Source organism: Pseudomonas sp. FW215-R2 (genome assembly GCF_058789255.1).
This window is the reverse complement of record NZ_JBYTBO010000032.1, coordinates 27,730-53,730: the sequence shown is the minus strand read 5'-3', so window position 1 is coordinate 53,730 and position 26,001 is coordinate 27,730. Positions and strand designations below refer to the sequence as shown.

General features: G+C 61.3%; 20 protein-coding genes. 9 read left to right on the top strand and 11 right to left on the bottom strand.

Annotation, left to right across the window (positions count from 1 at the left end; genetic code table 11):
• A partial coding sequence (locus AC3WRD_RS28405; RefSeq protein WP_492574061.1) for a DUF6531 domain-containing protein occupies nt 1-2,456 on the bottom strand: 2,456 nt, incomplete at its 3' end.
• Between the two features lie 247 nt (nt 2,457-2,703).
• Between AC3WRD_RS28405 and AC3WRD_RS28400 the strand changes: the two genes are divergently transcribed.
• Complete coding sequence (locus AC3WRD_RS28400; RefSeq protein ID WP_007960113.1) at nt 2,704-3,399, top strand: HAD-IA family hydrolase; 696 nt, start codon at nt 2,704-2,706, stop codon at nt 3,397-3,399.
• Between the two features lie 76 nt (nt 3,400-3,475).
• Here the strand turns inward: AC3WRD_RS28400 and AC3WRD_RS28395 are convergent, their stop codons facing one another.
• A complete protein-coding gene (locus AC3WRD_RS28395) occupies nt 3,476-4,222 on the bottom strand; it encodes a 3-oxoacyl-ACP reductase family protein (protein WP_102622781.1) in 747 nt (248 codons plus the stop codon).
• Nucleotides 4,223-4,347: 125 nt separating this feature from the next.
• On the opposite strand from AC3WRD_RS28395, the gene AC3WRD_RS28390 reads away from it, so the two are divergent.
• Nucleotides 4,348-5,289 (top strand): LysR family transcriptional regulator, encoded by a 942-nt coding sequence (locus tag AC3WRD_RS28390; RefSeq protein WP_102622782.1) that lies wholly within the window; start codon nt 4,348-4,350, stop codon nt 5,287-5,289.
• Here AC3WRD_RS28390 and AC3WRD_RS28385 read toward each other — a convergent pair.
• From AC3WRD_RS28385 to AC3WRD_RS28375, 3 genes are all read right to left on the bottom strand, one after another.
• Nucleotides 5,258-5,986, bottom strand: coding sequence for an aspartate/glutamate racemase family protein (locus AC3WRD_RS28385; protein ID WP_085711883.1), 729 nt, complete (start codon nt 5,984-5,986; stop codon nt 5,258-5,260). The two genes, AC3WRD_RS28390 and AC3WRD_RS28385, sit on opposite strands and share 32 nt — an antisense overlap.
• Before the next feature lie 54 nt (nt 5,987-6,040).
• Nucleotides 6,041-7,585 carry an NCS1 family nucleobase:cation symporter-1 gene (locus tag AC3WRD_RS28380; RefSeq protein ID WP_102622783.1) on the bottom strand — a complete coding sequence of 515 codons (1,545 nt, stop codon included), beginning with the start codon at nt 7,583-7,585 and terminating at the stop codon, nt 6,041-6,043.
• A 478-nt stretch (nt 7,586-8,063) separates the two neighbouring features.
• The gene (locus AC3WRD_RS28375) at nt 8,064-8,798 is read right to left on the bottom strand and encodes a phosphoadenylyl-sulfate reductase (RefSeq protein ID WP_085711886.1); all 735 of its coding nucleotides are present in this window, start codon (nt 8,796-8,798) and stop codon (nt 8,064-8,066) included.
• A 162-nt stretch (nt 8,799-8,960) separates the two neighbouring features.
• Between AC3WRD_RS28375 and thrH the strand changes: the two genes are divergently transcribed.
• Nucleotides 8,961-9,578, top strand: a complete 618-nt coding sequence (gene thrH, locus AC3WRD_RS28370; RefSeq protein ID WP_096822532.1) for a bifunctional phosphoserine phosphatase/homoserine phosphotransferase ThrH — start codon at nt 8,961-8,963, stop codon at nt 9,576-9,578.
• Nucleotides 9,579-9,619: 41 nt separating this feature from the next.
• Here the strand turns inward: thrH and pabB are convergent, their stop codons facing one another.
• The 4 genes from pabB to rloA form a co-directional block, all read right to left on the bottom strand.
• The gene (gene pabB / locus AC3WRD_RS28365) at nt 9,620-10,963 is read right to left on the bottom strand and encodes an aminodeoxychorismate synthase component I (RefSeq protein ID WP_102650877.1); all 1,344 of its coding nucleotides are present in this window, start codon (nt 10,961-10,963) and stop codon (nt 9,620-9,622) included.
• Nucleotides 10,964-11,071: 108 nt separating this feature from the next.
• Nucleotides 11,072-12,058 carry an alpha-L-glutamate ligase-like protein gene (locus tag AC3WRD_RS28360; RefSeq protein ID WP_096822530.1) on the bottom strand — a complete coding sequence of 329 codons (987 nt, stop codon included), beginning with the start codon at nt 12,056-12,058 and terminating at the stop codon, nt 11,072-11,074.
• Entirely contained in the window at nt 12,058-13,593 is a 1,536-nt protein-coding gene (gene rloB / locus AC3WRD_RS28355; RefSeq protein WP_096822529.1) for an osmotic stress tolerance membrane protein RloB, read from the bottom strand. Before rloB ends, AC3WRD_RS28360 begins: the two co-directional genes overlap by 1 nt.
• A gap of 5 nt (nt 13,594-13,598) precedes the next feature.
• On the bottom strand, nt 13,599-14,135 hold the full coding sequence (rloA, locus tag AC3WRD_RS28350; protein ID WP_096822528.1) for a retropepsin-like aspartic peptidase RloA: 537 nt from the start codon (nt 14,133-14,135) through the stop codon (nt 13,599-13,601).
• A gap of 298 nt (nt 14,136-14,433) precedes the next feature.
• On the opposite strand from rloA, the gene AC3WRD_RS28345 reads away from it, so the two are divergent.
• From AC3WRD_RS28345 to prpD, 6 genes are all read left to right on the top strand, one after another.
• Nucleotides 14,434-15,156, top strand: a complete 723-nt coding sequence (locus AC3WRD_RS28345; RefSeq protein WP_169432611.1) for a GntR family transcriptional regulator — start codon at nt 14,434-14,436, stop codon at nt 15,154-15,156.
• Nucleotides 15,153-16,043 (top strand): methylisocitrate lyase, encoded by an 891-nt coding sequence (prpB, locus tag AC3WRD_RS28340; protein ID WP_102622616.1) that lies wholly within the window; start codon nt 15,153-15,155, stop codon nt 16,041-16,043. Before AC3WRD_RS28345 ends, prpB begins: the two co-directional genes overlap by 4 nt.
• Nucleotides 16,044-16,086: 43 nt before the next feature.
• Nucleotides 16,087-17,214 carry a bifunctional 2-methylcitrate synthase/citrate synthase gene (gene prpC, locus AC3WRD_RS28335; protein ID WP_102622615.1) on the top strand — a complete coding sequence of 376 codons (1,128 nt, stop codon included), beginning with the start codon at nt 16,087-16,089 and terminating at the stop codon, nt 17,212-17,214.
• 61 nt (nt 17,215-17,275) lie between these two features.
• A complete protein-coding gene (gene acnD / locus AC3WRD_RS28330) occupies nt 17,276-19,870 on the top strand; it encodes a Fe/S-dependent 2-methylisocitrate dehydratase AcnD (protein WP_102622614.1) in 2,595 nt (864 codons plus the stop codon).
• A gap of 54 nt (nt 19,871-19,924) precedes the next feature.
• On the top strand, nt 19,925-21,115 hold the full coding sequence (gene prpF, locus AC3WRD_RS28325; protein ID WP_102622613.1) for a 2-methylaconitate cis-trans isomerase PrpF: 1,191 nt from the start codon (nt 19,925-19,927) through the stop codon (nt 21,113-21,115).
• Nucleotides 21,116-21,233: 118 nt separating this feature from the next.
• Entirely contained in the window at nt 21,234-22,718 is a 1,485-nt protein-coding gene (prpD, locus tag AC3WRD_RS28320; protein ID WP_102622612.1) for a 2-methylcitrate dehydratase, read from the top strand.
• 20 nt (nt 22,719-22,738) lie between these two features.
• Here the strand turns inward: prpD and AC3WRD_RS28315 are convergent, their stop codons facing one another.
• Both AC3WRD_RS28315 and AC3WRD_RS28310 read right to left on the bottom strand, forming a co-directional pair.
• Entirely contained in the window at nt 22,739-24,061 is a 1,323-nt protein-coding gene (locus tag AC3WRD_RS28315; RefSeq protein ID WP_102622611.1) for an ABC transporter ATP-binding protein, read from the bottom strand.
• 14 nt (nt 24,062-24,075) lie between these two features.
• Nucleotides 24,076-25,821, bottom strand: coding sequence for an ABC transporter permease (locus AC3WRD_RS28310; protein WP_102622610.1), 1,746 nt, complete (start codon nt 25,819-25,821; stop codon nt 24,076-24,078).
• Between the last annotated feature and the right edge of the window lie 180 nt (nt 25,822-26,001).

Here is a 26,001-nt window from a genome sequence, read left to right as displayed (position 1 = left end):
TGGGTGACATGGCCGTCGGGATCGACCGCTTCGGTGACATCGCCCTGGGCATTACGCCGGTAGGTCCACTGCGCATCGCCACGTGAGCGGCTGTGCAGGAAACCGTTGCGGTACTCGTAGGATGTCGGTGCATCGTCCGGCGGAATCAGCGCGATCAGCCGTCCGACGTCGTCGTAGCGGTATTCGGTGACCGCCCCCAGCGCATCCTGCTCGGCGACCAAGCGGCCCTGCGCGTCGTAGGCCTTGAGCTGCTCGCCACCGTCAGCGGCGACCTGACGCACCAGCCGCGCGGTGTCGTCGTGGACGTAAACCTCTTCGCGACCGTCGACGTACTGCACGGTAACGCTGCCGGCGTCATCCCAGACGTAACGCGTATCCATCTGCGAGAACGACGCCCAGTGCCGCACGCAACGCGCCGCCTTGCCAGCACGCTCCCACTCCCAGAAGAAGCTCGCGCCACCGCTCAGTTGCCGTTGCAGGATGACGTGCTGGTCGTCGTAGTCGTAACGCTCGCTTTCACCGACGGCGTTGGTCGCTTCGATCAGTCGATGACGCGCATCAAAGCGGTAGCTGACCAGCGTCTGCTCGGTGCGCCAGGCCGCATCGCGCCAGACTTGATAATCGACCGCGACCAGATGCGCCCGCTCATAGCGCAGCAACAGCGAACGACCGACGCCGTTATCCAGCCGCTCAACCCGATCCTGACGATCACGCGCAATCCGCAGCCGGTTGCCGTACGCATCGCTAATGAGCGTCAGACGCCCAGCCCGAAAGTGATAAAACCGCGCCGTATCCCCCGCCAGCGCAACAATCAACTCCTCCGGCTCATCCCCGAGAAAAATCGCCGCCCGCGACAAGCTGTTGTGAATCGCCGGCCGCTCGACACTCGGCAACGGAAACCGCGTGCGCCGGTTCTCATGGTCAACCCAGACCACGCCATCACCCTCGACCTCCAGCCGATGCGCCAGCGAATGGCTCCAGCCAAACCCCAGCCCGACATCGATCTCGACCGCACTGGTGCGATACAACCGGCTGAACTCAAACGACAGCAACCCGTCGAGTACGCCATCGGTCAGCGTCAGCAGCTCTTCGCCAGTGACCATCGACACCGGGCAGCCATTGGTGCAGGTCCTGGGCACGCAGTCGGCGCTGTCGCCGTTGGGGTTTTTCGCCTGATCAGGCTTGTCGTCGTGAGGCTCATGCCGCTTCATTTGCGTCATGCCCTGAGACTTGTTGCGTGCAATGGCCGCCGGATTGGGCACCGTCAGTACCAGTGCATCCGCCGTGCGAATCTCCAGCGGAATGGCAGGTGTCGGTCGCAGCGGTGCCGGACGTGCATTGATCATCAGCGGTTTCAAAGCACTCGCATGCCGGGTCAGATCGGGCGCCGAAGTCAGCTCTGCCAACCGCAACGCCGACGCCGCCAGCCACTCCCGTGCACGCGGCGACTTGATCTTGCCCAGCACTTTGGCACTCAACCGCAGCGGCACACCCATGCCACCCGACACACACATCAGCAAAAAACTGATCAGCAGTTCGGCGCGAACTTCAGCCACCACCTCGGCCAGGTACTGCGGCGGCAGCATCTTCAGCCAACTGGTGAAGGCCGCCAGATGAATGAACAGCAACGGTTCGTCGCTGAGCATCAGCAAGCCATTGGCGATGGCCTCCGTGGACGCCTTGAGCAGGGCTTCCAGCTCAGCGGCGGACAGGTACTGCAGAAGCTTTTCGCTGTTGGCCTGCCAATCGGCGAGCAGGGCAAACAGCTGTTTCACGTCATCCCAGACGCCGTTCAGGGCGGATTCGAAACCGCGCCAGTCAGCCCGTTGCAACTGCCCGTAACGCTCGGTGAAACCAGCGCTGGAAAACTCCGTCCACTGTGGTTGAAAACCTTTCCATTCCTCACGCAGCCAGCCTTCGAGACCATCGATGAGGCCCTGATACGAGGCGTACAGCGTCTGGACATGCGAACTGGAAACATCGGGAAAGAAGGTGATGCGATAACGCTGGCCCCGGTCGCAATCACTGACCTCGAGAATGCCGCTGGGGCCGATGGTGTAATGCTGTGGTTCACCGAAAGCCAGGACACCGTCGACATCGGAAATGACCGGTTCCAGGGTCACCGGCGTATCGCCGATCGGCACGAAGCGTGCGGCTTCGAACATGTGCACCAGTGTCAGGGAGCCGGTGGCGGAACACATGGCCACGGAGGAACTGATGGGTTTGCGGCTGCCAACCGGCGCACTGAGCCGGACATCGTTGCCGATCTGGAACACTTGCTCGACATCCAGCGCGGTTCCTGTCCAGAACTGCTCGGCCCAGCTTTCATAGTTGTTGAGGCAGAGGCGGAATTCCTGGAACAGCTTCTCGGCGTCGGGCTGGTCAGGGTTCAGCGCAGCGACCACCAGCAAACCAATGCTGTTGTTCAGGTACAGGAGCCGATCGGATGGAAGCATTCGCAGTCACTCGCGCGCATCAAGGGAATGGCGCGAAACTTTGCGGGGGATCAAACAGGAAAGAAGTCAGGCAAGTAGGCGATGTCTGTAGGGCAATTCTCTAAATGTGCCTGGCAACGTTCGGCGGACAACCGACATTGCCCGTTGCTCAACCTCGGCGGCGCTCGTTATGCTGCTGAACCCTTTAATCAGATCCGAGCAGCGGTACCCGATGCCGCCTGGGATGTTTTTGATAACGGATCCGATGATGAATGCACCGCTGAAGGCGTTCGGCCCGATCAAGGCCGTGATTTTCGATATGGACGGTTTGCTGCTGGACACCGAGGGCATCTACACCGAGGTCACCTCGCTGATTGCCGAGCGTTACGGGCGGACTTTCGACTGGAGTATCAAGCAGAACATCATCGGGCGTGGCGCCGGCGATCTGGCCCGTTATGTGGTCGAAGCGCTGGACCTGCCAATCACCGCCGAAGAGTTTCTGGTGATTCGCGAGCCGCTGATGCGCGAGCGTTTTCCGACCGCGCAAGCGATGCCTGGGGCCGAGGAACTGATCCGCCATCTCAAGGCGCACAACATTCCGATTGCCGTCGGCACCAGTTCGTCGCGCCAGTCGTTCGGTCAGAAAACCACGCTGCACCGTGATTGGTTCGCGTTGTTCGACTTCATCGTCACAGCCGATGACCCGGAAGTTGGCGCGGCCAAACCAGCCCCGGACATTTTCCTCACCGCCGCTCGCCGTCTCGGTGTGGCGCCGGAAGATTGCCTGGTGTTCGAGGATTCGCCGTTCGGCGTGACGGCAGCGAAAGCCGCGGGCATGACCGCCATCGCGATTCCCGATGCGGCCATGGCCGATGAAAAATACGCACACGCCGACGGGATTCTTCGTACGTTGAAAGCGTTCACACCGAGTGCATGCGGGTTGCCGGCGCTGGACTGGGCCTGATCAAACCGCAGACAAAAAAACGCCGCCCCTCAGTTAAAGGAGGGGCGGCGTTTTTCGTTATCGACAATCTGATCAATCAGGCGCCGAAACCACCGTCGATGCTCAGGCTGGCACCGGTGATGTAACCGGCTTCCGGGCCTGCGAGGTAGGCGACGAAGCTGGCGATTTCCTCGGCTTTGCCGTAACGACCGACCGCCATCAGCGGAATCAGGCTTTCGGCAAAGTCACCGTGGGCCGGGTTCATGTCAGTGTCCACCGGGCCGGGCTGCACGTTGTTGATGGTGATGCCCCGTGGGCCGAGGTCGCGGGCCAGGCCTTTGGTCAGGCCGACCAGCGCGGATTTGCTCATCGCATACACGCCGCCACCGGCGAAGGGCATGCGGTCGGCGTTGGTGCTGCCGATGTTGATGATGCGTGAGCCTTCGCCCATGTGTCTGGCGGCTTCCTGACTGGCGATGAACACGCTGCGCACGTTGATTGCCAGGGTCTGGTCGAAGTCTTCCAGTTTGAAGTCTTCCAGCGGGGCGACGGCCAGCACACCAGCGTTGTTGACCAGGATGTCGAGGCGGCCAAAGGTTTCGACCGTCGCGTTCACGGCGTTGCGGATGGCGCTGGCGTCGGCGCTGTCAGCCTTGATCGCCAGGGCTTTGCCGCCGGTGGCGGTGATGCTGTTTTGCAGTTCTTCAGCCTTGGCAGCGGAACTGACGTAAGTAAAGGCAACCGCGGCGCCTTCAGCGGCCAGGCGTTTGACGATGGCGGCACCGATGCCGCGAGAGCCGCCTTGAATCAGAGCGACTTTACCGCTGAGGTGTTGAGTGGTCATGTTCGATCTCCAGAAATTTCAAGGCAGGCTGCCTTGTTGTGGTGTCGAGTATCTGCCCCTCGCCCATAGGCGGGTAGACCGTGGTTGCTATAGTCTGTGTAAACCAAAAGTTTATAGTGGCGGCCATGGAAACCTTCAGCAGTATCGAATGCTTCGTGCGTAGCGCCGAAGTCGGCAGCTTTGCCGAGGCCGCGCGCCGCCTGAGCCTGACACCGGCCGCGGTGGGTAAAAGCGTGGCGAAACTGGAAGCGCGCCTCGGCGTGAGGCTGTTCCAGCGTAGCTCCCGTCGGTTGACCCTGACGGAAGCGGGGCAACTGTTTCTGAGTGAGGTCAGCGGCAGCCTTACCACCATCCAGAACGCGGTGAACAATCTGGCCAGTGCCGGTGGTCAACCGGCGGGCACGTTGAAGGTCAGCATGGGCACGGTGTTCGGCCGCTTATACATCGTGCCGTTGCTGGGTGAGTTCCTGACAAGGTTTCCGGCGATCAACCCGGACTGGCACTTCGATAACCGCCAGGTCGATCTGATCGGCCAGGGTTTCGATGCGGCGATTGGCGGTGGCTTCGAGCTGCCACAAGGCGTGGTGGCGCGCAGGCTGACGCCGGCACATCGAGTATTGGTGGCTTCCGCAGATTATCTGGATCGGCACGCGCCGATCAGCGAACCGGACGACCTCAAGCTGCACGAGGGCATCCTGATCCGCTCACCGCAGACCGGTCGCGTGCGCTCCTGGCAGTTGACGCATCGCACCCAGCAGCACAGCCCGCTGACCCTCAAGGCGCGAATGACCATGAGTGATTCCGAAGCCGCCTGCGCCACGGCGGCGCAGGGGCTGGGGATTGCACTGGTCAGCATGCCGTTTGCCGTCAGTTATCTTGAGGCGGGAACGTTGCAGCGCGTCTTGCCCGACTGGTACGTCGACGACGGCAACATCTCCATCTATTACGCCGAACACAAACTGCTGCCGGGCAAGACCCGGGCGTTTGTCGACTTCATCATCGAGCAGTTTTCAGCCCAGGGGCTCGCAGAGCGGTTCAACGCGCAAAACGTGCTGGCCAGCCGATGATGGTTTTCGGACGTGGCGTCGCATAGGTCCGCACCTTGGACGTCGACAGACCCAGGCGCACCAGCGATTCGGCGATGGTCACAGCGGCGGTGACGCCATCGATCACCGGCACGCCGGTACGCTGACGGATCTTCTCATCGAGCCCCGCCATGCCGCCGCAACCGAGGCAGATCACTTCAGCTTTATCCTGAGTCACCGCCAGTTCCGCCTGATGTACGATCGCTTCCAGCGCCCGCTGTGGCTCGTGTTCCAGCTCAAGAACCGCCAAGCCACTGGCACGCACCGAGGCGCAGCGGTCCCACAGACCGGACAGTTTCAGTCGATCCTCAATCAGCGGAACGGTTCGATCCAGCGTGGTGACCACCGAATAGGCATGGCCGAGGAACATCGCGGTGCTGGCCGCCGCATCGGTGATGTCTACCACCGGCACATTGAGCAACTCCTGCAAACCTTCACGGCCGTGCTCGCCGTAGCCGGCCTGGATCACCGCGTCGAACGGCTGGTCGTAGGACATCACCCGGTCCATCACGGCGATGGCGGCCAGGTAACTTTCGAAATTGCCTTCCACCGAATCGGCGCCGAAGTACGGCGTGAGGCCGACGATCTCGGTGCCGGGGGAAGCCACAGCCTGTGCCGAGCGGGCGATGGCCTGGGTGATGGATTCGGTGGTGTTGACGTTGACCACGAGAATACGCATGGGAAGTCCTTATTACGGTTGGTTCTGCGGCCCCGCGAAGGGCCGCCAAAAGTTTCAGTGGCTGACGTTTTCGACGGCGATGGCTTCACCGTCCACATCGGCGTAGTGCGGTTGGCGTTTGGCGATGATCAGGTAGAGCATTCCGGCGATCCCGGCACCGATCAGCCAGGAGAAGGGCGAAACGCTGTGGAAGCCCGGCACCAATGCCAGGACGATGGCGATCAGCGCGGCCGGAATGAACGCTGCCACCGCCCGCAGATTGACCCCGCGGCTGTAGTAATACGCGCCGTTCGGGTCTTCGCTGTACAGCTGCGGTACGTGGATCCGGCCTTTGCGGATCAGCCAGTAGTCGACCATGATCACGCCGTACAGCGGGCCGAGCAGGGCGCCGAGGCCGGACAGGAAATACACGATCACCAGTGGGCTGTTGTAGAGATTCCACGGCAGGATCAGCACGGCAATCGTCGCGCTGATCAGCCCGGCGCGGCGAAAGGTCAGGTACTTCGGCGCCAGGTTGCTCAGTACGAAGGCCGGGGCGACAAAGTTGGCCATGATGTTCACCGCCACGGTGACGATCAGGAACGCCAGGCAACCGAGCACCAGGAAGAACGTGTTGGGGATCGAGGCGATGATTTCGGTCGGGCTTTCGATGATCCGGCCGTTGATCTGAAATTGCGCACCGCACAGCAGGACGGTGATCCCGGCGAACACCAGAATATTCACCGGCAGGCCCCAGAAGTTTCCGACCTTGATGGTTTTGCGGCACGGCGAAGAACGGGCGAAGTCGCAGAAGTTGAGGATCAGCGTGCCGTAGATCGCCAGCCACAAAGCGCCGCCGGCAAAAATATTGCGCCACATCTCGCCGCCGGTCAGCGGTTCGCGGATCGACCAGGCAATGGTCGCGTTGGCCTGGGTGTACATCCACGCGGCGAGGCAGGCGACGGTCAGCAGAATCACCGGCCCGGCGAACGCTTCGTAGCGACGAACCATCTCCATGCCGTAGGCCAGAATCCCCAACTGCACGAACCAGATCGCCACGAAACACACCCAGCCCAGGCTCGACAGACCGAGAATCGAGTTGTGGTCGTAGTCGGCGAAACCGGGGTGAACTGCCGTGAGCAACACGCGAAACACCACCGACGCCAGGTACGTCTGAATCCCGAACCAGGCGATGGCGATAATTGCCCGGATCAACGCAGGAATCTGCGCCCCGTGGATACCGAAACTGATCCGGCTGATGACCGGAAACGGCACCCCGGTTTTCTGCCCCATATAACCGGACAGGTTCATGAAGAAATACACCAGCGCCGCGCCGATCCCCAGCGACAGCAGAATCTGCCAGCCGCCCAGACCCAAGGCGTACAGACCGATGGCAAACGAATAGTTGGCGATGTTGTGCACATCGTTGGTCCACAGGGCAAAAATGCTGTATTTGCCCCAGCGCCGTCCTTCGACCTTGGTCGGTGCGAGGTCACTGTTGTGCAGACGCGGGCTCAATTGCAGCGGTTCGGCGATGCCGTCACCGGGCACGGTGTGATCGAGGGTTGAGGAGGAGGGCAGATTCAGCGCGATGTTGTTGTTCGAGAGACTCGTACGCATTCCGGCAGGCTCCTGATGTTCGGGCCGCGATGACTGTGCATGAGCGCTCTGGCCCGGCAGATCTTCGTCGCAGCGGTGAAACATCACAGGTTAGGGGCATCTGCAGCCTGTACGGGATAGGGCGCTTCAGGCTTGCGGATCGAAAGTGTGGGTTCATGTTTCGCAGTTTTGTATACAAAACATGTATGCACTAAAGCCAGATCTGTGCCAGTCAGCGATCTATGAAAATCGCCGTTGATTTCGAATAGTTATTGAATGGCGCTAAGTCGCTGAAATTCAGGCGATATAAATTGACCGGTTGAACAGGTATTTATTTTTCGGGAGGGATTTTGGCGGACGCCGGGAGGGATCGCTTTGGGAGCGGGATGTAACTTTTCAGGGCGCGGAAATGAAAAGTGCACACATAAATGGCACCGATGGTGACATTCGTGTGTACACATTTTTCATGTCTGGCAGAGACAACTGTGGGTCGAACGGTTTACGCCTTGCTGATGATATTCCCGGCATGCAACCCGCATTCTTTCTGGGTCGCCTCTTCCCACCACCAGCGGCCTTCGCGCTCGTGCTGGTTTGGCAGCACAGGGCGGGTGCACGGTTCGCAGCCGATGCTGATGAACCCGCGCTCATGCAGGCTGTTGTACGGCAGCTCCAGCATGCGGATGTAGCCCCAGATTTCCTCGCTGGTCATCTGCGCCAGCGGGTTGAACTTGTACAGGGTGCGCTCCGGGGTGGAGAACGCGCTGTCGATTTCCATTACCGCGACCGCGCTGCGGGTGCCAGGGCTCTGGTCACGGCGCTGGCCGGTGGCCCAGGCTTTGACACCGGACAGTTTGCGGCGCAGCGGCTCGATCTTGCGGATGCCGCAGCACTCGCCATGGCCGTCCTTGTAGAAGCTGAACAGGCCTTTTTCCTTCACGAACGGTTCGAGTTTCGTGTAGTCCGGCGAGACCAGTTCGATGTCGATCTTGTAGTGCTCGCGCACCTGATCGATGAATCGGTAGGTTTCCGGGTGCAGACGGCCGGTGTCGAGACTGAACACCTTGACGTTCTTGTTCAGCTTCCAGGCCATGTCCACCAGCACCACATCCTCGGCGCCGCTGAAAGATATCCACAGGTCATCACCGAACTCGGCGAACGCGAGCTTGAGGATGTCTTGCGCGGATTTGTTGGCATAGGTCGTGGCGAGTTCCACGACGTCGAACGTTGGGCTCATCAGGGCGGCTTCCTACAGGTCGGTGGCGCTGGGCGCTCTATATGGCGGCGATGTTAACAAAAAGCGGCGCAGGCCGGGGGCCACTCTGCGTTGCGTGGCCCGGAACGAGCCGCTAGAGTTCGGGCTCGCTCGACTCAATAAACATTACAAACGGAGTGTCCTGTGGAAATTGCCTGTCTTGATCTTGAAGGGGTGCTGGTACCGGAAATCTGGATCGCCTTCGCCGAAAAAACCGGAATCGAATCGCTCAAGGCCACCACCCGGGACATTCCCGACTACGACGTGCTGATGAAACAGCGCCTGCGCATCCTCGACGAGCATGGCCTCAAGCTTTCAGACATTCAGGAAGTGATCGCCACCCTCAAGCCGCTGGACGGTGCGGTGGAGTTCGTCAACTGGCTGCGCGAGCGGTTTCAGGTGGTGATTCTGTCGGACACGTTTTATGAGTTTTCCCAGCCGCTGATGCGTCAGCTGGGCTTCCCGACCTTGCTCTGCCACCGTCTGATTACTGATGAAAGCGGGCGGGTGACGAGCTATCAGTTGCGTCAGAAAGATCCGAAACGTCAGTCGGTTCTGGCCTTCAAAAGCTTGTATTACCGGGTGATTGCGGCGGGGGATTCCTACAACGACACCAGCATGCTGGGCGAAGCGGATGCGGGGATTCTGTTCCATGCGCCGGATAACGTGATTCGGGAATTCCCGCAGTTTCCGGCGGTGCACAGCTTTGGTGAATTGAAGCAGGAGTTTCTCAAGGCTTCGAATCGCGACTTGAGCCTGTAAGTCATACTGTGGCGAGGGCGCAACCACCCTCGCCGCAAGCGTCAGAGGTTCTGCAAGGTTTCGAGCAGGACCCTGACCTTGGTGATCGACTCCTGATACTCCGCCTCCCAATCCGAGTCGGCCACAATCCCGCCACCGCCCCAGCAACACACCTGCCCATCCTTCACCAGCAGACTGCGAATGGCGATGGAACTGTCCATCTCGCCGCGCACATCCAGGTACAGCAACGAGCCGCAATACAAACCGCGTCGTGTCGGTTCCAGTTCGTCGATGATCTGCATCGCGCGGATTTTCGGCGCTCCGGTGATCGAGCCGCCGGGGAAGCTGCCGGCAATCAGGTCCAGGGCATCGCGATCATCCGCCAGTTCGCCGGTCACGCTGCTGACCAGGTGATGCACGTTCGGATAACTTTCCAGGCTGAACAACTCCGGCACTCGCACGGAGCCGATTCGGCAGGTGCGGCCCAGGTCGTTGCGCAGCAGGTCGACGATCATCAGGTTTTCCGCGCGATCCTTGGGGCTGGCCAGCAGTTCGGCGGCGTTGGCGGCGTCTTCGGCCGGGGTCGCGCCACGGGGGCGGGTGCCCTTGATCGGGCGGGTTTCCACCTGACGCTGGCTGACTTTGACGAAGCGCTCGGGCGACAGGCTCAGCACCGCATTACCGTCGGGCAGGCTCTGGAATCCGGAAAACGGTGTCGGGCAGGCTTCGCGCAATTTGCAGTAGGCCAGCCATGGATCGCCCTGGCACGGCGCGCGAAAACGCTGGGCGAAATTGACCTGATAGCAGTCACCGGCCTGGATGTATTGATGAATGCGTTCGAGTGCTTGGCGGTATTCATCGGCCGAGAGGTCGGCTGCCATCGGGCTGTTCAGTTTGAACGGGGTCAGCTTGCCGACTGCCGGTTGGCTGAACACATCGATCAGGCGTTGTTTTTCGCTGGCGCTGACCGACGGGTGAAACACCAGCTGGCTGGTGGCCTTGTGGTGATCACTGATTAAAGCCCAGTCGTACAGACCAAAACGCGCATCCGGCAGCAGCAGATCATCCAGCGCCTGACTCGGCATGTTTTCCAGATGCCGGCCGAAGTCATAGCTCAGGTAACCGATCAGGCCACCGGCGAACGGCAGTTCATAGGCGTCAGGCAATTGCGCGTCGCCCAACCGCGTCAGATTATCCCGCAGGCGTTGCAGGAAACTCTCGCCGCGCTCGTCTGGCAACACCGCCAGTTGTTCCAGCGGCCAGGCGCTGAGCAGGTCATAACGGCCACGGTCGGCACTGGGCCGGCCACTGTCGAGCAGCACGGCGCCGGGCGCATGGCGGACGGCTGCGAAATAGTCGGCGGGGTTGGCGCGGTAGGGCAGCGGGTGTACGGAACAGGTCAACATGGGCGGGGCAGATCGGCCATCGAGGCGGGGTGGGGATTGTAGTCCCCTCGGGGAATTGCTCCTAGAGGGGATGTCGGGGATTGGCAGATCAGAGGCCGGTAACGCGACTCAGCCCTCGACCGCCGGAATATGCCCAAACAACTCCTGAGCAAACGCCACGCGCTCTTCAACCGTTTCAGTCACGCCACGTGCCTTGAGGTCTTCCAGATGCGCTTCCACCGCATGGGTGCGCGAGGTCAGGCCGCAGTCGTTGGCAATCTGGATATTCAGCCCCGGTCGCGCATTCAGCTCGAGAATCAGCGGGCCTTTCTCCTGGTCCAGCACCATGTCCACGCCGATGTAACCCAGGCCGCACAACTCATAGCAACCGGCCGCGAGCCTCATGAAACCGTCCCAGTAGGGCAGTTGCACGCCGTCCACCGCGTTGGTGGTGTCCGGGTGTTTGGCGATGATGTTGTTCAGCCAGGTGCCGCGCAGGGTCAGACCGGTCGCCAGGTCGACCCCGACGCCGATGGCGCCCTGGTGCAGGTTGGCCTTGCCGCCGGACTGACGGGTCGGCAGGCGCAGCATGGCCATCACCGGGTAGCCCATCAGCACGATGATGCGGATGTCCGGCACGCCTTCGTAGCTGATGCTCTTGAAGATCTGGTCCGGGGTCACCCGGTATTCGATCAGCGCCCGGTCGCGGTGGCCGCCCAGCGAATACAGGCCGGTGAGGATGCTGGATATATGGTGCTCCAGCTCTTCGTGAGTGAGGATCTTGCCCGATACCGTGCGATAGCGACCCTCGAAACGGTCAGCGATGACGATGATGCCGTCACCGCCGGCGCCCTGGGCCGGCTTGATCACGAAATCGCTGCGCCCGCCGATGATCTCGTCGAGATTGTCGATTTCCTTCTCCGTGGAAATCACGCCATACAGTTCCGGCACATGAATGCCGGCCTTGATCGCGCGTTCCTTGGTGATGATCTTGTCATCGACGATCGGGTACAGGCTGCGCTTGTTGTACTTGAGCACGTAGTCCGCGTTACGCCGATTGATGCCCATGATGCCCCGGGCTTCCAGGGCCTTCCAGGTCTTCCAGAAACCGAACATCAGGCGTCAGCCTTCTTCAGGAAAGCCTTGAAGCGCACCAGTTCGGTCAGGCGATAACCGCGATAGCGACCCATGGCCAGCATGAAGCCCACCAGGATCAGCAGGATCGCCGGGAAGGTGAACACGAAGTACACCAGCTCCGGAACGGTCATGATCAGGTGCGCCAGGGACGCCGCGAACAGCGTGCCGATCGCCACTTTCAAGGCATGGCTGGCGCCGCGTTCTTCCCAGGTGATCGACAGGCGTTCGATGGTCATGGTCAGAATCACCATCGGGAACAGCGCCACCGACAGGCCGCGTTCCAGGCCGAGCTTGTGACTGAACAGGCTGATCGCCGCGATCAGCACCACCACGAACGTCAACACCACCGACAGACGCGGCAGCATTTGCAACTTCAGGTGTTCCAGATACGAACGCAGCGACAGGCCCAGCGCCGTAATCACGGTAAACAGCAGGATGCCGAAGCCCAGCTGTGTTTCGCGGAAGGCCAGGGCGATCAGCACCGGAGTGAACGTGCCGAGGGTCTGCAGGCCGATCAGGTTGCGCAGGATCAGGATCACCAGCACGCCGATCGGGATCATCACCATGATCATGAACGTCTGCTGGGTTTGCAGCGGCAGGCCGTACAGCGAGTATTCGAGGAAGTTGGCGTCGGTGTTTTCGTCAGTCAGCTTGGCCAGACGAATCGCGTTCATCTCGCTGTTGTTCAGGCTGAAGGTCACGTTGGCTTTCTTGCCGCCGTCGACGGTGATCAGGTTTTCATCGCCGCTCCACCACAGCAGGCGGTCGGTCGGCAGGCCTTGTTCGCCGGTTTCCGGGTTGAAGTACAGCCAGTCGGTGCCATTGAAGCTGCGCAGCCACAGTTCAGGGGTTTGCGGCTGATCGGCGACGAGGCGGATGGTGTGGACCTTTTCCACCGGCACGTGGGCGATGGACAGCAGCAGTTCAACGATTTTCGCCTTGTGCGGCGTCGACGGATCGCCCGCCAGCAGCAGTTTCACGTTGTCGTCGTTGACGTTGTTGACGCGTTTGATTGCCTCGCCAATAAAGGTTTCGACGTCGGCCGAGTGTTGGCGGATCGGCGCAAGCAGGGCTTCGGCGGCGATTTTTTCCGGGCCTTCGATAGCGATGCTGTCGCGGAAGGTCGGGCCTTTGATCTTGGTTTTTTCAGCGGTGTAGCGCTTGGTCAGCACCAGACGGTAATAAAGGGTCTGGTTGCCCTTGGCCCGGCGTGCCGACCACGTGACCTTGCGGTTGCCGTCGACACGGTTGACCGCCACGCCGTAGTTGTTGGAGATAAAGCTTTCATTGAGGCTGACGTAATCGCGGCTCAGGGGCGGCACGAACATCTGGATCTTCACCGGATCCTTGGTGCTGGCGACGAACTCGACCTTGGCGTCGATGTTCCACAAGTCGTCGGTGGCGTCTTCGGTCACCGGGATGCCGAGCACGAAAATCTGATAGGCCGTAACCGAAACGCCCAGGAGCACCAGAATGGTGATCAGGATTTTCAGGTGGAAGGTTAGAGAACGCATGGAAATTACTCGGCGGTATGAGCGGCGATGGCGCAGGCGGGTTTGCCGGCAGCGTATTTAAGACTGGGATCGACCAGCGCATCGAAGCGTTTCAGCGCCTCGGAGCCGATCAAAAGCGGGTATTGGAACGCACTGCGGTCGGTCAGGTTCACTTCGATGCTGCGCATTGCCGTACCCATGCAGATATCCAGCTCGATCACCGGGCGGGCGGTGTACTTCTTGCCTTCTTCCGGGTCGTAGTCGCCGGCGCGGCGCTTGATCTTGCTGACCCGGGCCAGCGGCCGTTCGATCGGGTGCGAATGCGCGGCGTCGATGGCCAGGTAGAAACGCACCCAGGACTCGCCGTTGCGCTTGAAGCGTTTGATGTCGCGAGCGCTCAGGGAGGCGGTTTTCGCCCCGGTGTCGAGTTTGGCCGCCACTTCCAGGTTGATCCCGTCGAGGGCGGCGTATTCGTTGAGGCCGTACACAGTCTTTTCCCCCGCCACAGCCAGGCTGGGCAGGCAAAACAGATAGAAAAAGGTGGGGAAGGGCTTGAGTCTCATAAATCCTGGCGAGCAGCGGTCCGTTCTCGGTTCAGGGCCACGGCGTCAGGAGATCCTGTCTGCGCGCGCCTTCGTGTGCCTATCAGCTTTTTATGACAAGCCGTGCAAGTGACCAGCAAATGCGGGCGGCATTCTAGCACGGTGGTTTTATGGCGCCAGCGCCCGAGCGGGTCTATAACCCTTGGGGTTGATGCTGGGGGTTATTAGACGATTGTCGACAATATCCATTTATCCTTTGACTGATGAAGGCTGATTCGCTAGTTTTTGCCGAATTGGTTTTAAAGGTGTCGACAATATGCTGGATCAACTCGATCCCCCGGTCATCAGCGGCGACGATTCGGAAACCCTGTCCGAAAACGTCTTCCGACGTATCCAGGCCGCCATCGTCAAAGGCGAGATCGCCCCGGGCAGCAAGATCTCCGAGCCGGAACTGGCGCGCACCTACGGCATCAGTCGCGGGCCGCTGCGCGAGGCGATTCACCGGCTCGAAGGCCAGCGCCTGCTGGTGCGCGTGCCGCACGTCGGTGCGCGGGTGGTGTCGCTGAGCCACGCCGAACTGCTCGAACTCTACGAAATCCGCGAATCCCTCGAAGGCATGGCCTGCCGTCTGGCGGCTGAACGCATGAGCGTCGAAGAAATCGACGAACTGCGCCGGGTGCTGGAAACCCACGAACGCGATGCCGCATTCCAGGCCGGCGTCGGCTACTACCAGCAGGAAGGCGATTTCGACTTTCATTACCGGATCATCCAGGGCAGCGGCAACCGCACCCTGACCCAGATGCTCTGCGGCGAGCTCTATCAACTGGTGCGCATGTACCGCATTCAGTTTTCCACCACGCCCAACCGCCCACGCCAGGCCTTTGCCGAACACCACCGGATTCTCGATGCCATCGCCGACCGTGACGGCGAACTCGCGGAATTGTTGATGCGCCGCCACATCGGCGCCTCGAAACGCAACATCGCCCGTCATTACCAGGACGGCGCCGACAATAAGACAGCCACTGAACGAGGTGAGTCATGAGTTCCAACAAGAGCACTCCAGGCCAGCGTTTCCGCGATGCGGTCGCCAGCGAACATCCGCTGCAAGTGGTCGGCGCGATCAACGCCAACCACGCGCTGCTGGCCAAGCGCGCCGGCTTCAAGGCGATCTACCTGTCGGGTGGCGGGGTGGCCGCCGGCTCCCTCGGTGTGCCGGACCTGGGCATCACCGGCCTGGATGACGTGCTGACCGACGTGCGCCGCATCACCGATGTCTGCGACCTGCCGCTGCTGGTGGACGTGGACACCGGTTTCGGCGCCTCGGCGTTCAACGTGGCCCGCACCGTGAAGTCGATGATCAAGTTCGGCGCCGCGGCGATCCACATCGAAGACCAGGTCGGCGCCAAGCGCTGCGGCCACCGTCCGAACAAAGAGATCGTCACCCAGCAGGAAATGGTCGACCGCATCAAGGCTGCCGTCGATGCCCGCACCGACGACAGCTTCGTGATCATGGCCCGTACCGATGCGCTGGCCGTTGAAGGTCTGGAGTCGGCACTGGATCGCGCCGCTGCGTGCATCGAGGCCGGCGCCGACATGATCTTCCCGGAAGCCATCACGGAACTGGACATGTACAAGCTGTTCGCCAACCGCGTGAAAGCGCCGATCCTGGCCAACATCACCGAGTTCGGCTCGACGCCGCTGTACACCACCGAGCAGTTGGCCGGTGCCGATGTGTCGCTGGTGCTGTACCCGCTGTCGGCGTTCCGCGCGATGAACAAGGCCGCGGAAAACGTCTACACCGCGATCCGCCGCGACGGCACCCAGCAGAATGTCATCGACACCATGCAGACTCGCATGGAGCTCTACGATCGCATCGATTACCACACCTTCGAGCAGAAGCTCGACGCGTTGTTTGCGGCGAAGAAGTAAGCCGCAACCGTACTCCCTAACAAATTCAAGATTGGAGACAACAATGGCCGAAGCAAAAGTACTCAGTGGCGCCGGGCTCCGGGGCCAGGTTGCCGGGCAAACCGCACTGTCCACCGTGGGCCAGGCCGGTGCCGGGCTGACCTATCGCGGCTACGACGTGCGCGAACTGGCGGCAGACGCACAATTTGAAGAAGTCGCGTACCTGCTGCTCTACGGAGAACTGCCGACCAAGGCACAACTCGCTGACTACCAGAGCAAACTGAGCAAGCTGCGCGACCTGCCGCAAGCGCTGAAAGAAGTGCTGGAACGCATCCCCGCCGATGCCCATCCGATGGACGTGATGCGCACCGGTTGCTCGTTCCTGGGCAACATCGAGCCGGAGAAAGACTTCTCCGAACAACGCGACAAGACCGACCGCCTGCTGGCCGCGTTCCCGGCGATCATGTGCTACTGGTATCGCTTCAGCCACAACGGCAAACGCATCAACTGCGTGACGGACGAGCCGTCCATCGGCGGTCACTTCCTGCATCTGCTGCACGACAAGAAGCCGAGCGAGCTGCACGTCAAGGTGATGAACGTGTCGCTGATCCTCTACGCGGAGCACGAATTCAACGCCTCGACCTTCACCGCTCGGGTGTGCGCTTCGACCCTGTCCGACCTGTATTCCTGCGTCACGGCGGCCATCGGTTCGCTGCGCGGCCCGCTGCACGGCGGTGCCAACGAAGCGGCGATGGAAATGATCGAGCGCTTCTCGTCGCCGGAAGAGGCGATCAAAGGCACCCTCGGCATGCTCGAGCGCAAGGACAAGATCATGGGCTTCGGCCACGCGATCTATAAGGACAGCGATCCGCGCAACGAGGTGATCAAGGGCTGGTCGAAAAAACTCGCCGACGAAGTGGGCGACAAGGTGTTGTTCGCGGTTTCGGAAGCCATCGACAAGACCATGTGGGAGCAGAAGAAACTGTTCCCCAACGCCGACTTCTACCATGCCTCGGCGTACCACTTCATGGGCATCCCGACCAAGCTGTTCACCCCGATCTTCGTCTGCTCGCGCCTGACCGGCTGGGCAGCGCACGTGTTCGAACAGCGTGCCAACAACCGCATCATCCGTCCGAGCGCCGAGTACGTCGGCGTCGAACAGCGCAAGTTCGTGCCAATCGAACAGCGCTGACCGGGGAGGGCGCCGGTACAGGCGCCCCCTCTTTGAAACTACCGTGACCGAGTCCTGACCGATGAACACAGAATTTCGCAAGAACCTGCCCGGCACGCCGCTGGATTTTTTCGACGTCCGTGCGGCTGTCGATGCGATCCAGCCCGGCAGCTACGACACCCTGCCGTACACCTCTCGCGTGCTGGCGGAAAACCTCGTGCGTCGCTGCGACCCGGCCACGCTCACCGATTCCCTGAAACAACTGATCGAGCGCAAACGCGACCTCGACTTCCCGTGGTTCCCGGCCCGCGTGGTGTGCCACGACATTCTTGGCCAGACCGCGCTGGTGGATCTGGCCGGCCTGCGTGACGCGATTGCCCAGCAGGGCGGCGACCCGGCGCAGGTCAACCCGGTGGTGCCGACGCAACTGATCGTCGACCACTCGCTGGCGGTGGAAGCGGGCGGTTTTGACAAGCAGGCGTTCGAGAAGAACCGCGCCATCGAAGACCGTCGCAACGAAGACCGTTTCCACTTCATCAACTGGACCAAGAAGGCGTTCAAGAACGTCGACGTGATCCCGCCGGGCAACGGCATCATGCACCAGATCAACCTGGAGAAAATGTCTCCGGTGATTCAGGTGCGCGACGGCGTGGCGTTCCCGGACACCTGCGTCGGCACCGACAGCCACACCCCGCATGTCGATGCGCTGGGCGTGATTGCCATTGGTGTCGGTGGTCTCGAAGCCGAGAGCGTGATGCTCGGCCGCGCGTCGTGGATGCGCCTGCCGGAAAGCGTCGGCGTCGAACTGACCGGCAAGCTGCAACCGGGCATCACCGCCACCGACATGGTGCTGGCGTTGACCGAATACCTGCGCAAACAGAAAGTGGTCGGCGCGTGGCTGGAATTCTTCGGCGAAGGTGCTTCGGCACTGACCCTCGGGGACCGCGCGACCATCTCCAACATGGCCCCGGAGTACGGCGCCACGGCCGCGATGTTTTACATCGACCAACAGACCATCGATTACCTGAAACTCACTGGTCGCGAAGACCAGCAAGTGCAGCTCGTCGAGCAATACGCCAAGCAGATCGGTCTGTGGGCCGACAGCCTGAAAGGTGCGCAATACGAGCGCGGTTTGACCTTCGATCTGTCCTCGGTAGTGCGCAACATGGCCGGCCCGAGCAACCCGCACGCCCGTGTGGCGGTGTCGGATCTGGCGGCCAAAGGCATCGCCGGTCAGTGGGAAGACGTGCCGGGGCAAATGCCCGACGGCGCGGTAATCATCGCCGCCATCACCAGTTGCACCAACACCAGCAACCCGCGCAACGTGATCGCCGCCGGCCTGCTGGCGCGCAATGCCAACAAGCTCGGCCTGACTCGCAAACCGTGGGTCAAGTCGTCGCTGGCGCCGGGCTCGAAAACCGTGGCGCTGTACCTCGATGAAGCAGGGCTGACCACAGAACTGGAGCAACTCGGTTTCGGCGTCGTCGCGTTTGCCTGCACCACTTGCAACGGCATGTCCGGCGCGCTGGATCCGGTGATTCAGCAAGAAATCATCGACCGTGATCTGTACGCCACCGCTGTGCTGTCCGGCAACCGCAACTTCGACGGCCGGATTCACCCGTACGCCAAGCAGGCGTTCCTCGCTTCGCCGCCGCTGGTGGTGGCTTACGCGATTGCCGGCACCATCCGTTTCGACATTGAAAAAGACGTGCTCGGCGTGGTCGACGGCAAGGAAATCCGTCTGAAGGACATCTGGCCGAGCGACGAAGAAATCGACGCAGTGGTGAAATCCTCGGTCAAGCCCGAGCAGTTCCGTCAGGTCTACATCCCGATGTTCGCCATCCATGAAGACACCGGCCCGAAAGTCACGCCGCTGTATGACTGGCGCGAAATGAGCACCTACATCCGCCGTCCGCCGTACTGGGAAGGCGCGCTGGCCGGGGCACGTCCGCTCAAAGGCATGCGCCCGCTGGCGGTGCTGCCGGACAACATCACCACCGATCACCTGTCGCCGTCGAACGCAATCATGCTCGACAGCGCCGCCGGCGAATACCTGGCGAAAATGGGCCTGCCGGAAGAGGACTTCAACTCTTACGCGACCCACCGTGGCGACCACTTGACCGCGCAGCGCGCGACGTTTGCCAACCCGAAACTGTTCAACGAAATGGTCGTGGAGAACGGCAAGGTCAAACAGGGTTCGCTGGCGCGTGTGGAGCCGGAAGGCAAAGTGATGCGCATGTGGGAAGCCATCGAAACCTACATGGAGCGCAAGCAGCCGCTGATCATCATCGCCGGCGCCGACTACGGCCAGGGTTCGTCCCGGGATTGGGCGGCCAAAGGCGTGCGTCTGGCGGGTGTGGAAGCGATTGCCGCCGAAGGTTTCGAGCGCATTCACCGCACCAACCTGGTGGGCATGGGCGTGTTGCCGCTGGAGTTCAAACCGGGCACCGACCGCAAGACTCTGGGCATCGACGGCAGCGAAATCTACGACGTGATCGGCGACCGCAAGCCACGCGCTGACCTGACGCTGGTGATCCATCGCAAGAACGGCGAACGCGTCGAAGTGCCGGTGACCTGCCGCCTCGACACCGCCGAAGAAGTGTCGATCTACGAGGCCGGCGGCGTGCTGCAACGCTTCGCCCAGGACTTCCTCGAAGAGTCGGCGGTTGCCGTTTAAATCAATCGATGTGGGCATGGGACTTCAAGTCCCATGCTTTCGTTAAGGAGCACCATGGCTCACGCACCGCAAATAAAGATCCCCGCCACCTACATGCGCGGCGGCACCAGCAAAGGCGTGTTTTTCAGTCTCAAGGATCTGCCCGAAGCGGCGCAGATTCCCGGCCCGACTCGCGATGCGCTTTTGCTCCGGGTGATCGGCAGCCCCGATCCGTACGACAAACAGATCGACGGCATGGGCGGCGCCACGTCCAGCACCAGCAAAACCGTGATCCTGTCGAAAAGCATCAAGGCCGATCACGACGTCGATTACCTGTTCGGTCAGGTGTCCATCGACAAGCCTTTCGTGGACTGGAGCGGCAACTGCGGCAACCTGTCGGCGGCGGTCGGTTCGTTCGCCATCAGCAACGGCCTGGTGGACGCCAGCCGCATTCCGCACAACGGCGTGGCGGTGGTTCGCGTGTGGCAGGCCAATATCGGCAAAACGATCATTGCCCACGTGCCGATCACCAATGGCGAAGTCCAGGAAACCGGTGATTTCGAACTCGACGGCGTGACCTTTCCGGCCGCCGAAGTGCAGGTCGAATTCATGGACCCGGCGGCGGAAGAAGAGGGCGGCGGTGGCTCGATGTTTCCCACCGGCAACCTGATCGATGAGCTGGAAGTGCCGGGTGTCGGTACGTTCAAGGCGACCATGATCAACGCGGGTATCCCGACGATCTTCGTCAACGCCGAAGACATCGGTTACACCGGCACCGAACTGCAGAGCGCGATCAACAGCGATCCGAAAGCCTTGCAGATGTTCGAGACCATTCGTGCCTACGGTGCGTTGCGCATGGGGCTGATTTCCAATCTGGATGAAGCGGCCAAGCGTCAGCACACGCCGAAAGTGGCCTTCGTCGCCAAACCTGCGGATTACGTGGCGTCCAGTGGCAAGGCGATAGCCGCCGGGGATGTGGATTTGTTGGTGCGGGCGTTGTCGATGGGCAAGCTGCACCACGCGATGATGGGAACGGCGGCAGTGGCGATTGGCACCGCCGCAGCGATCTCCGGCACCTTGGTAAACTTGGCGGCCGGTGGCGTAGAGCGCAATGCCGTGCGGTTCGGGCATCCGTCCGGGACGTTGCGTGTGGGGGCTGAGGCCAGCCTTGAAAACGGCGAATGGGTTGTGAAGAAAGCGATCATGAGCCGTAGTGCGCGGGTACTGATGGAAGGTTTCGTCCGCGTGCCTGGAGATTCGTTCTAACGCACAGTCGCTGAGAGCGAACCTGATCGTTCTCAGCGCTTTACGCATTTCAATAACAAGAAAAATTAGCCCTGAACCGAGGTCCCATCAACGAACCACTTTCAAGAGTGAATCGAACATGAGCGCCAACGTCGACCTGAACAACCGCCCCGACTACGACCGTGTCCTGCAGGACATCGCCGATTATGTCCTCACCTATAAGATCGAATCTGCCGAAGCTCTCGACACCGCCCGCAACTGCCTGATGGACACGCTGGGCTGCGGCCTGCTGGCTCTGCGTTTCCCCGAATGCACCAAACACCTTGGCCCCATCGTTGAAGGCACCGTCGTGCCGTTCGGCGCGCGAGTCCCCGGCACCTCCTATCGCCTCGACCCGGTAAAAGCCGCGTGGGACATCGGCTGCATCGTGCGCTGGCTGGATTACAACGACACCTGGCTCGCCGCCGAATGGGGGCATCCATCGGACAACCTCGGCGGGATTCTCGCGGTGGCCGATCACCTGTCGCAGAAACGTCTGGCCAATGGCGAAGCGCCGCTGACGGTGCGCGATGTGCTCGAAGCAATGATCATGGCCCACGAGATTCAGGGCGTGATCGCGCTGGAAAACTCCTTCAATCGTGTAGGCCTCGACCACGTGATTCTGGTGAAAGTGGCTTCAACGGCGGTTGTCGCCAAACTCATGGGTGCCAATCGCGAGCAACTGTTGTCGGCGTTGTCCCACGCGTTCGCCGACGGTCAGGCGTTGCGCACTTACCGCCATGCGCCGAATGCCGGTTCACGTAAATCCTGGGCGGCGGGGGATGCGTCCAGTCGTGGCGTGCGTCTGGCGGATATCGCGATGCGTGGCGAAATGGGCATTCCCGGTGTGTTGACGGCGAAACAGTGGGGCTTCTACGACGTGCTGTTCAGCCACACCAATAACGACCTGGCGCTCAAGCCTGAAGACAAACGCGCCTTCAGCTTCTCGCGACCCTTCGGCAGTTACGTAATGGAAAACGTGCTGTTCAAGATCAGCTTCCCCGCCGAATTCCACGCGCAAACTGCCTGCGAAGCCGCCGTGACCCTGCATCCGCAAGTGCGCAATCGTCTGCATGAAATCGATCGGATCGTCATCACCACCCACGAATCGGCGATCCGCATCATTTCCAAGGTCGGGCCGCTGGCCAATGCCGCCGACCGCGATCACTGCATCCAGTACATGACCGCCGTGCCGCTGGCGTTCGGCAATCTGGTGGCGGAGCAGTACGAAGACGATTTCCACGCGGCCCATCCGGTCATCGATGTGCTGCGCGAGAAAATGGTCATCGTCGAAGAACCGCGTTTCACCCGCGAATACCTCGAAGCCGACAAGCGCTCGATTGCCAACGCGGTGCAGGTGTTTTTCAAGGACGGTTCCAGCACGGAGAACGTGGTGGTGGAATACCCGATCGGTCACCGTCGGCGCCGGGCCGAGGGCATTCCGTTGCTGGAGGACAAGTTCAGGGCGAACCTGGCTACGCGTTTCACCGGCCAGCGCAGCGCCGAGATCCTTGCGCTGTGCAAGGATCAGGCGCGGCTTGAGGCGACGCCGGTGAACCGTTTTGTTGACTTGTTCGTGATCTGAATCGCCGGGATGGTCGAGGGCTACAGGCTGCCCTCGACATCCTCCAGGCTGAACGTTTCGGTGTGGTCGTCGTAGGAGAAAATCTCCGCATAACGGCCCCAGGCAATCACGATTTCCAGGTTTTTCTCGACGAAGGCTTCGGTCAGCGAATCTTCCAGTTCCTGCTCGAAACGTACCCGTGGCGCCCGATGGCCGTTGCGTTCCAGCAACACCTGGCGGATGCGTGCGGCCAGCGGTATGTAACGGATCAGATGTTCGGCAAACAGGGTCTTGCGTTCCTGGGTGCCGTAGTCCGCAAACAGTTTGCCGGCGTCGGTCAGGGTAATGTCGGCGCCCTTGAGTTCGGCGAAACCCAGGTACTCGAGCATCTCGGCCACCGGAAACAGGTCGTCCACTTCCAGCAAGCGCCGCTCGGCCACGGTGGGCAGGCCGGCGTGGCCGTTGTGGGGTTCGGCCGCGAGGGTTTCGATCAGGCCGGCCATCAGGTTGGTGGACACTTCCTGCAACGGGCTGCTGATCTTCAGCTCGGGTTTGCCGCTGCTGGCGTCGGCGCTGCGGCGGTCGGTCATCTGCGCGTAAATGTCATCGACCATCTGCCGGAAGGCCGGGTCCAGGCGATTGCGCGGGTGGGCGAAGGGCACCTTGATTTCCGCCACCAGCCGCCCGGGGTTGGACGACAGCACCATAATGCGGTCGCACATCAGCACCGCTTCTTCGATGTTGTGGGTGACGATCAGGATCGATTTGATCGGCAGTTGCTTGCCACTCCACAGGTCCAGCAGGTCGTTTCTCAGGGTTTCGGCGGTCAACACGTCCAGTGCCGAGAAGGGCTCGTCCATCAGCAGCAGCGTCGGGTTGACCACCAGCCCGCGAGCGAACCCCACGCGCTGGCGCATGCCGCCGGACAATTCGCGAGGGTAGGCGTTTTCGAAACCGTCCAGGCCGATCAGGTCGATGGCGGCCAAGGCACGCTTGCGCGCTTCCTTGCGTTCGACTTGCAGGGCTTGCAGGCCGGCTTCGACGTTTTCCAGCACGGTCAGCCACGGGAACAGCGCAAAGGTCTGGAACACCATGGCCACGCCTTCGGCCGGGCCGTCCAGCGGTTTGCCGTGATACAGGACTTCGCCGGACGAAGGCTCGATCAGGCCCGCGATGATCCGCAGCAGGGTCGATTTGCCCGAGCCGGAGCGGCCGAGCATGCCGACGATCTCGCCTTCGTGCAGGGCCAGGTCGACCCCGCTGAGCACTTGCAGCTCGTCCTTGCCCTTGCCAAACAGCCGGTTGACGTTGGTGAGCGAGTAGATTTCGGGTGTGGCGCCAGCGTGTTCGGTAAAGGTATTCATCACATCGAATCCCGTCAGTTCAGGCGAAGTTTGTTTTCGGCCATGGCGTACATCGGCCGCCAGACCAAGCGATTGAAGGCCACGACAAAGAACGACATCACCACCACGCCGAGGGTGATTTTCGGGAAGTCACCTGCAGCCGTGGTTTGCGCGATGTAGGCGCCGAGGCCGTGGGCGACGACCTTGTCCTGCCCCCAGGACACGAATTCGGAGACGATGCTGGCGTTCCACGCACCGCCCGAGGCGGTGATGGCGCCGGTCACGTAATACGGGAAGATCCCCGGCAACATGACCTTGCGCCACCACAGCCAGCCGCGAATGCGGAAGTTGGCGGCGGCTTCCTTGAAATCATTGGGGAAGGCGCTGGCCCCGGCGATCACGTTGAACAGGATGTACCACTGGGTGCCGAGCACGATCAGCGGACTGAGCCAGATGTCCGGGTTCAACTGGTAACGCAGGATCACAATGACGAACACCGGGAACAGCAGGTTCGCCGGGAACGCCGCGAGGAACTGCGCCAGCGGCTGGATTTTTTCTGCCAATGCCGGTCGCAGGCCGATCATCACGCCCAGCGGCACCCAGATCAGCGAGGCGATGAAGATCAACCCGGCCACTCGCAGCAGGGTAAACAACCCCATCAACAACACATGCCCGACCTCGGCCAACGTCACTTCGGTGCCGACGTACAGCGCGATGTGGTAGAGCGCATAGGCGGTCAGCAACCCGATAAACGAGCCCCAGATCCAGTCAATCGCCTTGGTGGTGGCGGGGCTTTCCGAGGCCATGACCTTGCGCGCTGAACGCGGCAAGCTCAGGCGCATGTTGCCGAGCCGGCTGATGACGCGGGTGACGGGGCGCAAAATGCGCTGGATCAACCGGGTGCGCTGGATCAGATTCAGTACCCAGGACTCCGGCGCGGCGGTCTGCGATGCGGTGTTTTCCATGCGGAACTTGTCGGCCCACGCCACCAGCGGGCGGAACAGGAACTGGTCGTAGATCAGGATGACCACGACCATCGTCAGGATGACGTAGCCCACCGCGTGCATGTCTTTTTGCGCGATGGCCATGGCCAGGAACGAACCGATCCCCGGCAGGGTGATGGTCTGGTCGCCGACGGTGATCGCTTCGGACGCCACCACGAAGAACCAGCCGCCGGACATGCTCATCATCATGTTCCAGACCAGTCCGGGCATGGCGAAGGGTACGTCGAGCTTCCAGAATTTCTGCCAGCCGGACAGTTGCAGGTTGGTCGATACCTCCACCAGGTCCCGCGGCAGCATGCGCAGCGACTGGTAGAAGCTGAAGGTCATGTTCCATGCCTGGCTGGTGAAAATGGCAAAGATCGCGGCGAGTTCCGCGCCCAGCACCCGGCCTGGAAACAATAATAGAAAGAAGGTCACGGTGAAGGAGATGTAACCCAGCACGGGCACCGATTGCAGGATGTCCAGCACCGGCACCAAGAGTTTTTCGGCCCGACGGCTTTTCGCCGCCAAGGTGCCGTAAAGCAGGGTGAACACCAGTGCCGCGACCATCGCCGCGAGCATGCGCAGGGTGGTGCGCATGGCATATTCGGGCAGGTTGCTTGGGTCCAGGGACACCACTTCACTTTGCAGGGAGCCGATCGGGGCCCAGGTTTCCCGGGCACCGATGGAGAAAAACAGCAAAAAGCCGATCACCAGCGGCAGGGCGATCAAGTCCCAGCGATTGGGCAGCAGGCGCCGTGTCGTGGCCGGGATGTAGTGACGGAACACTTTATTCATAAGCAGTGAGTCCTGCAGCGTTCTGAATGGAGGCGCGGCTGTCTGAGCGTAGCTTCTGTCTGCATTGCGCACCCGGGAACGAGCGGGCGCTCATTCCATGACTTCAAGCAGGAAGTGGATGCTGCGGACCCGGTGAATTCACCGGGTCGAGAGGGTTGGCGTATCCGGTTTCGGGCCGGA

Excerpts from the sequence above, each read along its gene's own strand:
- AC3WRD_RS28400 (WP_007960113.1), top strand. The coding sequence starts at position 2,704 with ATGAATGCACCGCTGAAGGCGTTCGGCCCGATCAAGGCCGTGATTTTC.
- AC3WRD_RS28395 (WP_102622781.1), bottom strand. The coding sequence starts at position 4,222 with ATGACCACTCAACACCTCAGCGGTAAAGTCGCTCTGATTCAAGGCGGC.
- AC3WRD_RS28390 (WP_102622782.1), top strand. The coding sequence starts at position 4,348 with ATGGAAACCTTCAGCAGTATCGAATGCTTCGTGCGTAGCGCCGAAGTC.
- AC3WRD_RS28385 (WP_085711883.1), bottom strand. The coding sequence starts at position 5,986 with ATGCGTATTCTCGTGGTCAACGTCAACACCACCGAATCCATCACCCAG.
- AC3WRD_RS28380 (WP_102622783.1), bottom strand. The coding sequence starts at position 7,585 with ATGCGTACGAGTCTCTCGAACAACAACATCGCGCTGAATCTGCCCTCC.
- AC3WRD_RS28375 (WP_085711886.1), bottom strand. The coding sequence starts at position 8,798 with ATGAGCCCAACGTTCGACGTCGTGGAACTCGCCACGACCTATGCCAAC.
- pabB (WP_102650877.1), bottom strand. The coding sequence starts at position 10,963 with ATGTTGACCTGTTCCGTACACCCGCTGCCCTACCGCGCCAACCCCGCC.
- AC3WRD_RS28360 (WP_096822530.1), bottom strand. The coding sequence starts at position 12,058 with ATGTTCGGTTTCTGGAAGACCTGGAAGGCCCTGGAAGCCCGGGGCATC.
- rloB (WP_096822529.1), bottom strand. The coding sequence starts at position 13,593 with ATGCGTTCTCTAACCTTCCACCTGAAAATCCTGATCACCATTCTGGTG.
- rloA (WP_096822528.1), bottom strand. The coding sequence starts at position 14,135 with ATGAGACTCAAGCCCTTCCCCACCTTTTTCTATCTGTTTTGCCTGCCC.
- prpB (WP_102622616.1), top strand. The coding sequence starts at position 15,153 with ATGAGTTCCAACAAGAGCACTCCAGGCCAGCGTTTCCGCGATGCGGTC.
- prpC (WP_102622615.1), top strand. The coding sequence starts at position 16,087 with ATGGCCGAAGCAAAAGTACTCAGTGGCGCCGGGCTCCGGGGCCAGGTT.
- acnD (WP_102622614.1), top strand. The coding sequence starts at position 17,276 with ATGAACACAGAATTTCGCAAGAACCTGCCCGGCACGCCGCTGGATTTT.
- prpF (WP_102622613.1), top strand. The coding sequence starts at position 19,925 with ATGGCTCACGCACCGCAAATAAAGATCCCCGCCACCTACATGCGCGGC.
- prpD (WP_102622612.1), top strand. The coding sequence starts at position 21,234 with ATGAGCGCCAACGTCGACCTGAACAACCGCCCCGACTACGACCGTGTC.
- AC3WRD_RS28315 (WP_102622611.1), bottom strand. The coding sequence starts at position 24,061 with ATGAATACCTTTACCGAACACGCTGGCGCCACACCCGAAATCTACTCG.
- AC3WRD_RS28310 (WP_102622610.1), bottom strand. The coding sequence starts at position 25,821 with ATGAATAAAGTGTTCCGTCACTACATCCCGGCCACGACACGGCGCCTG.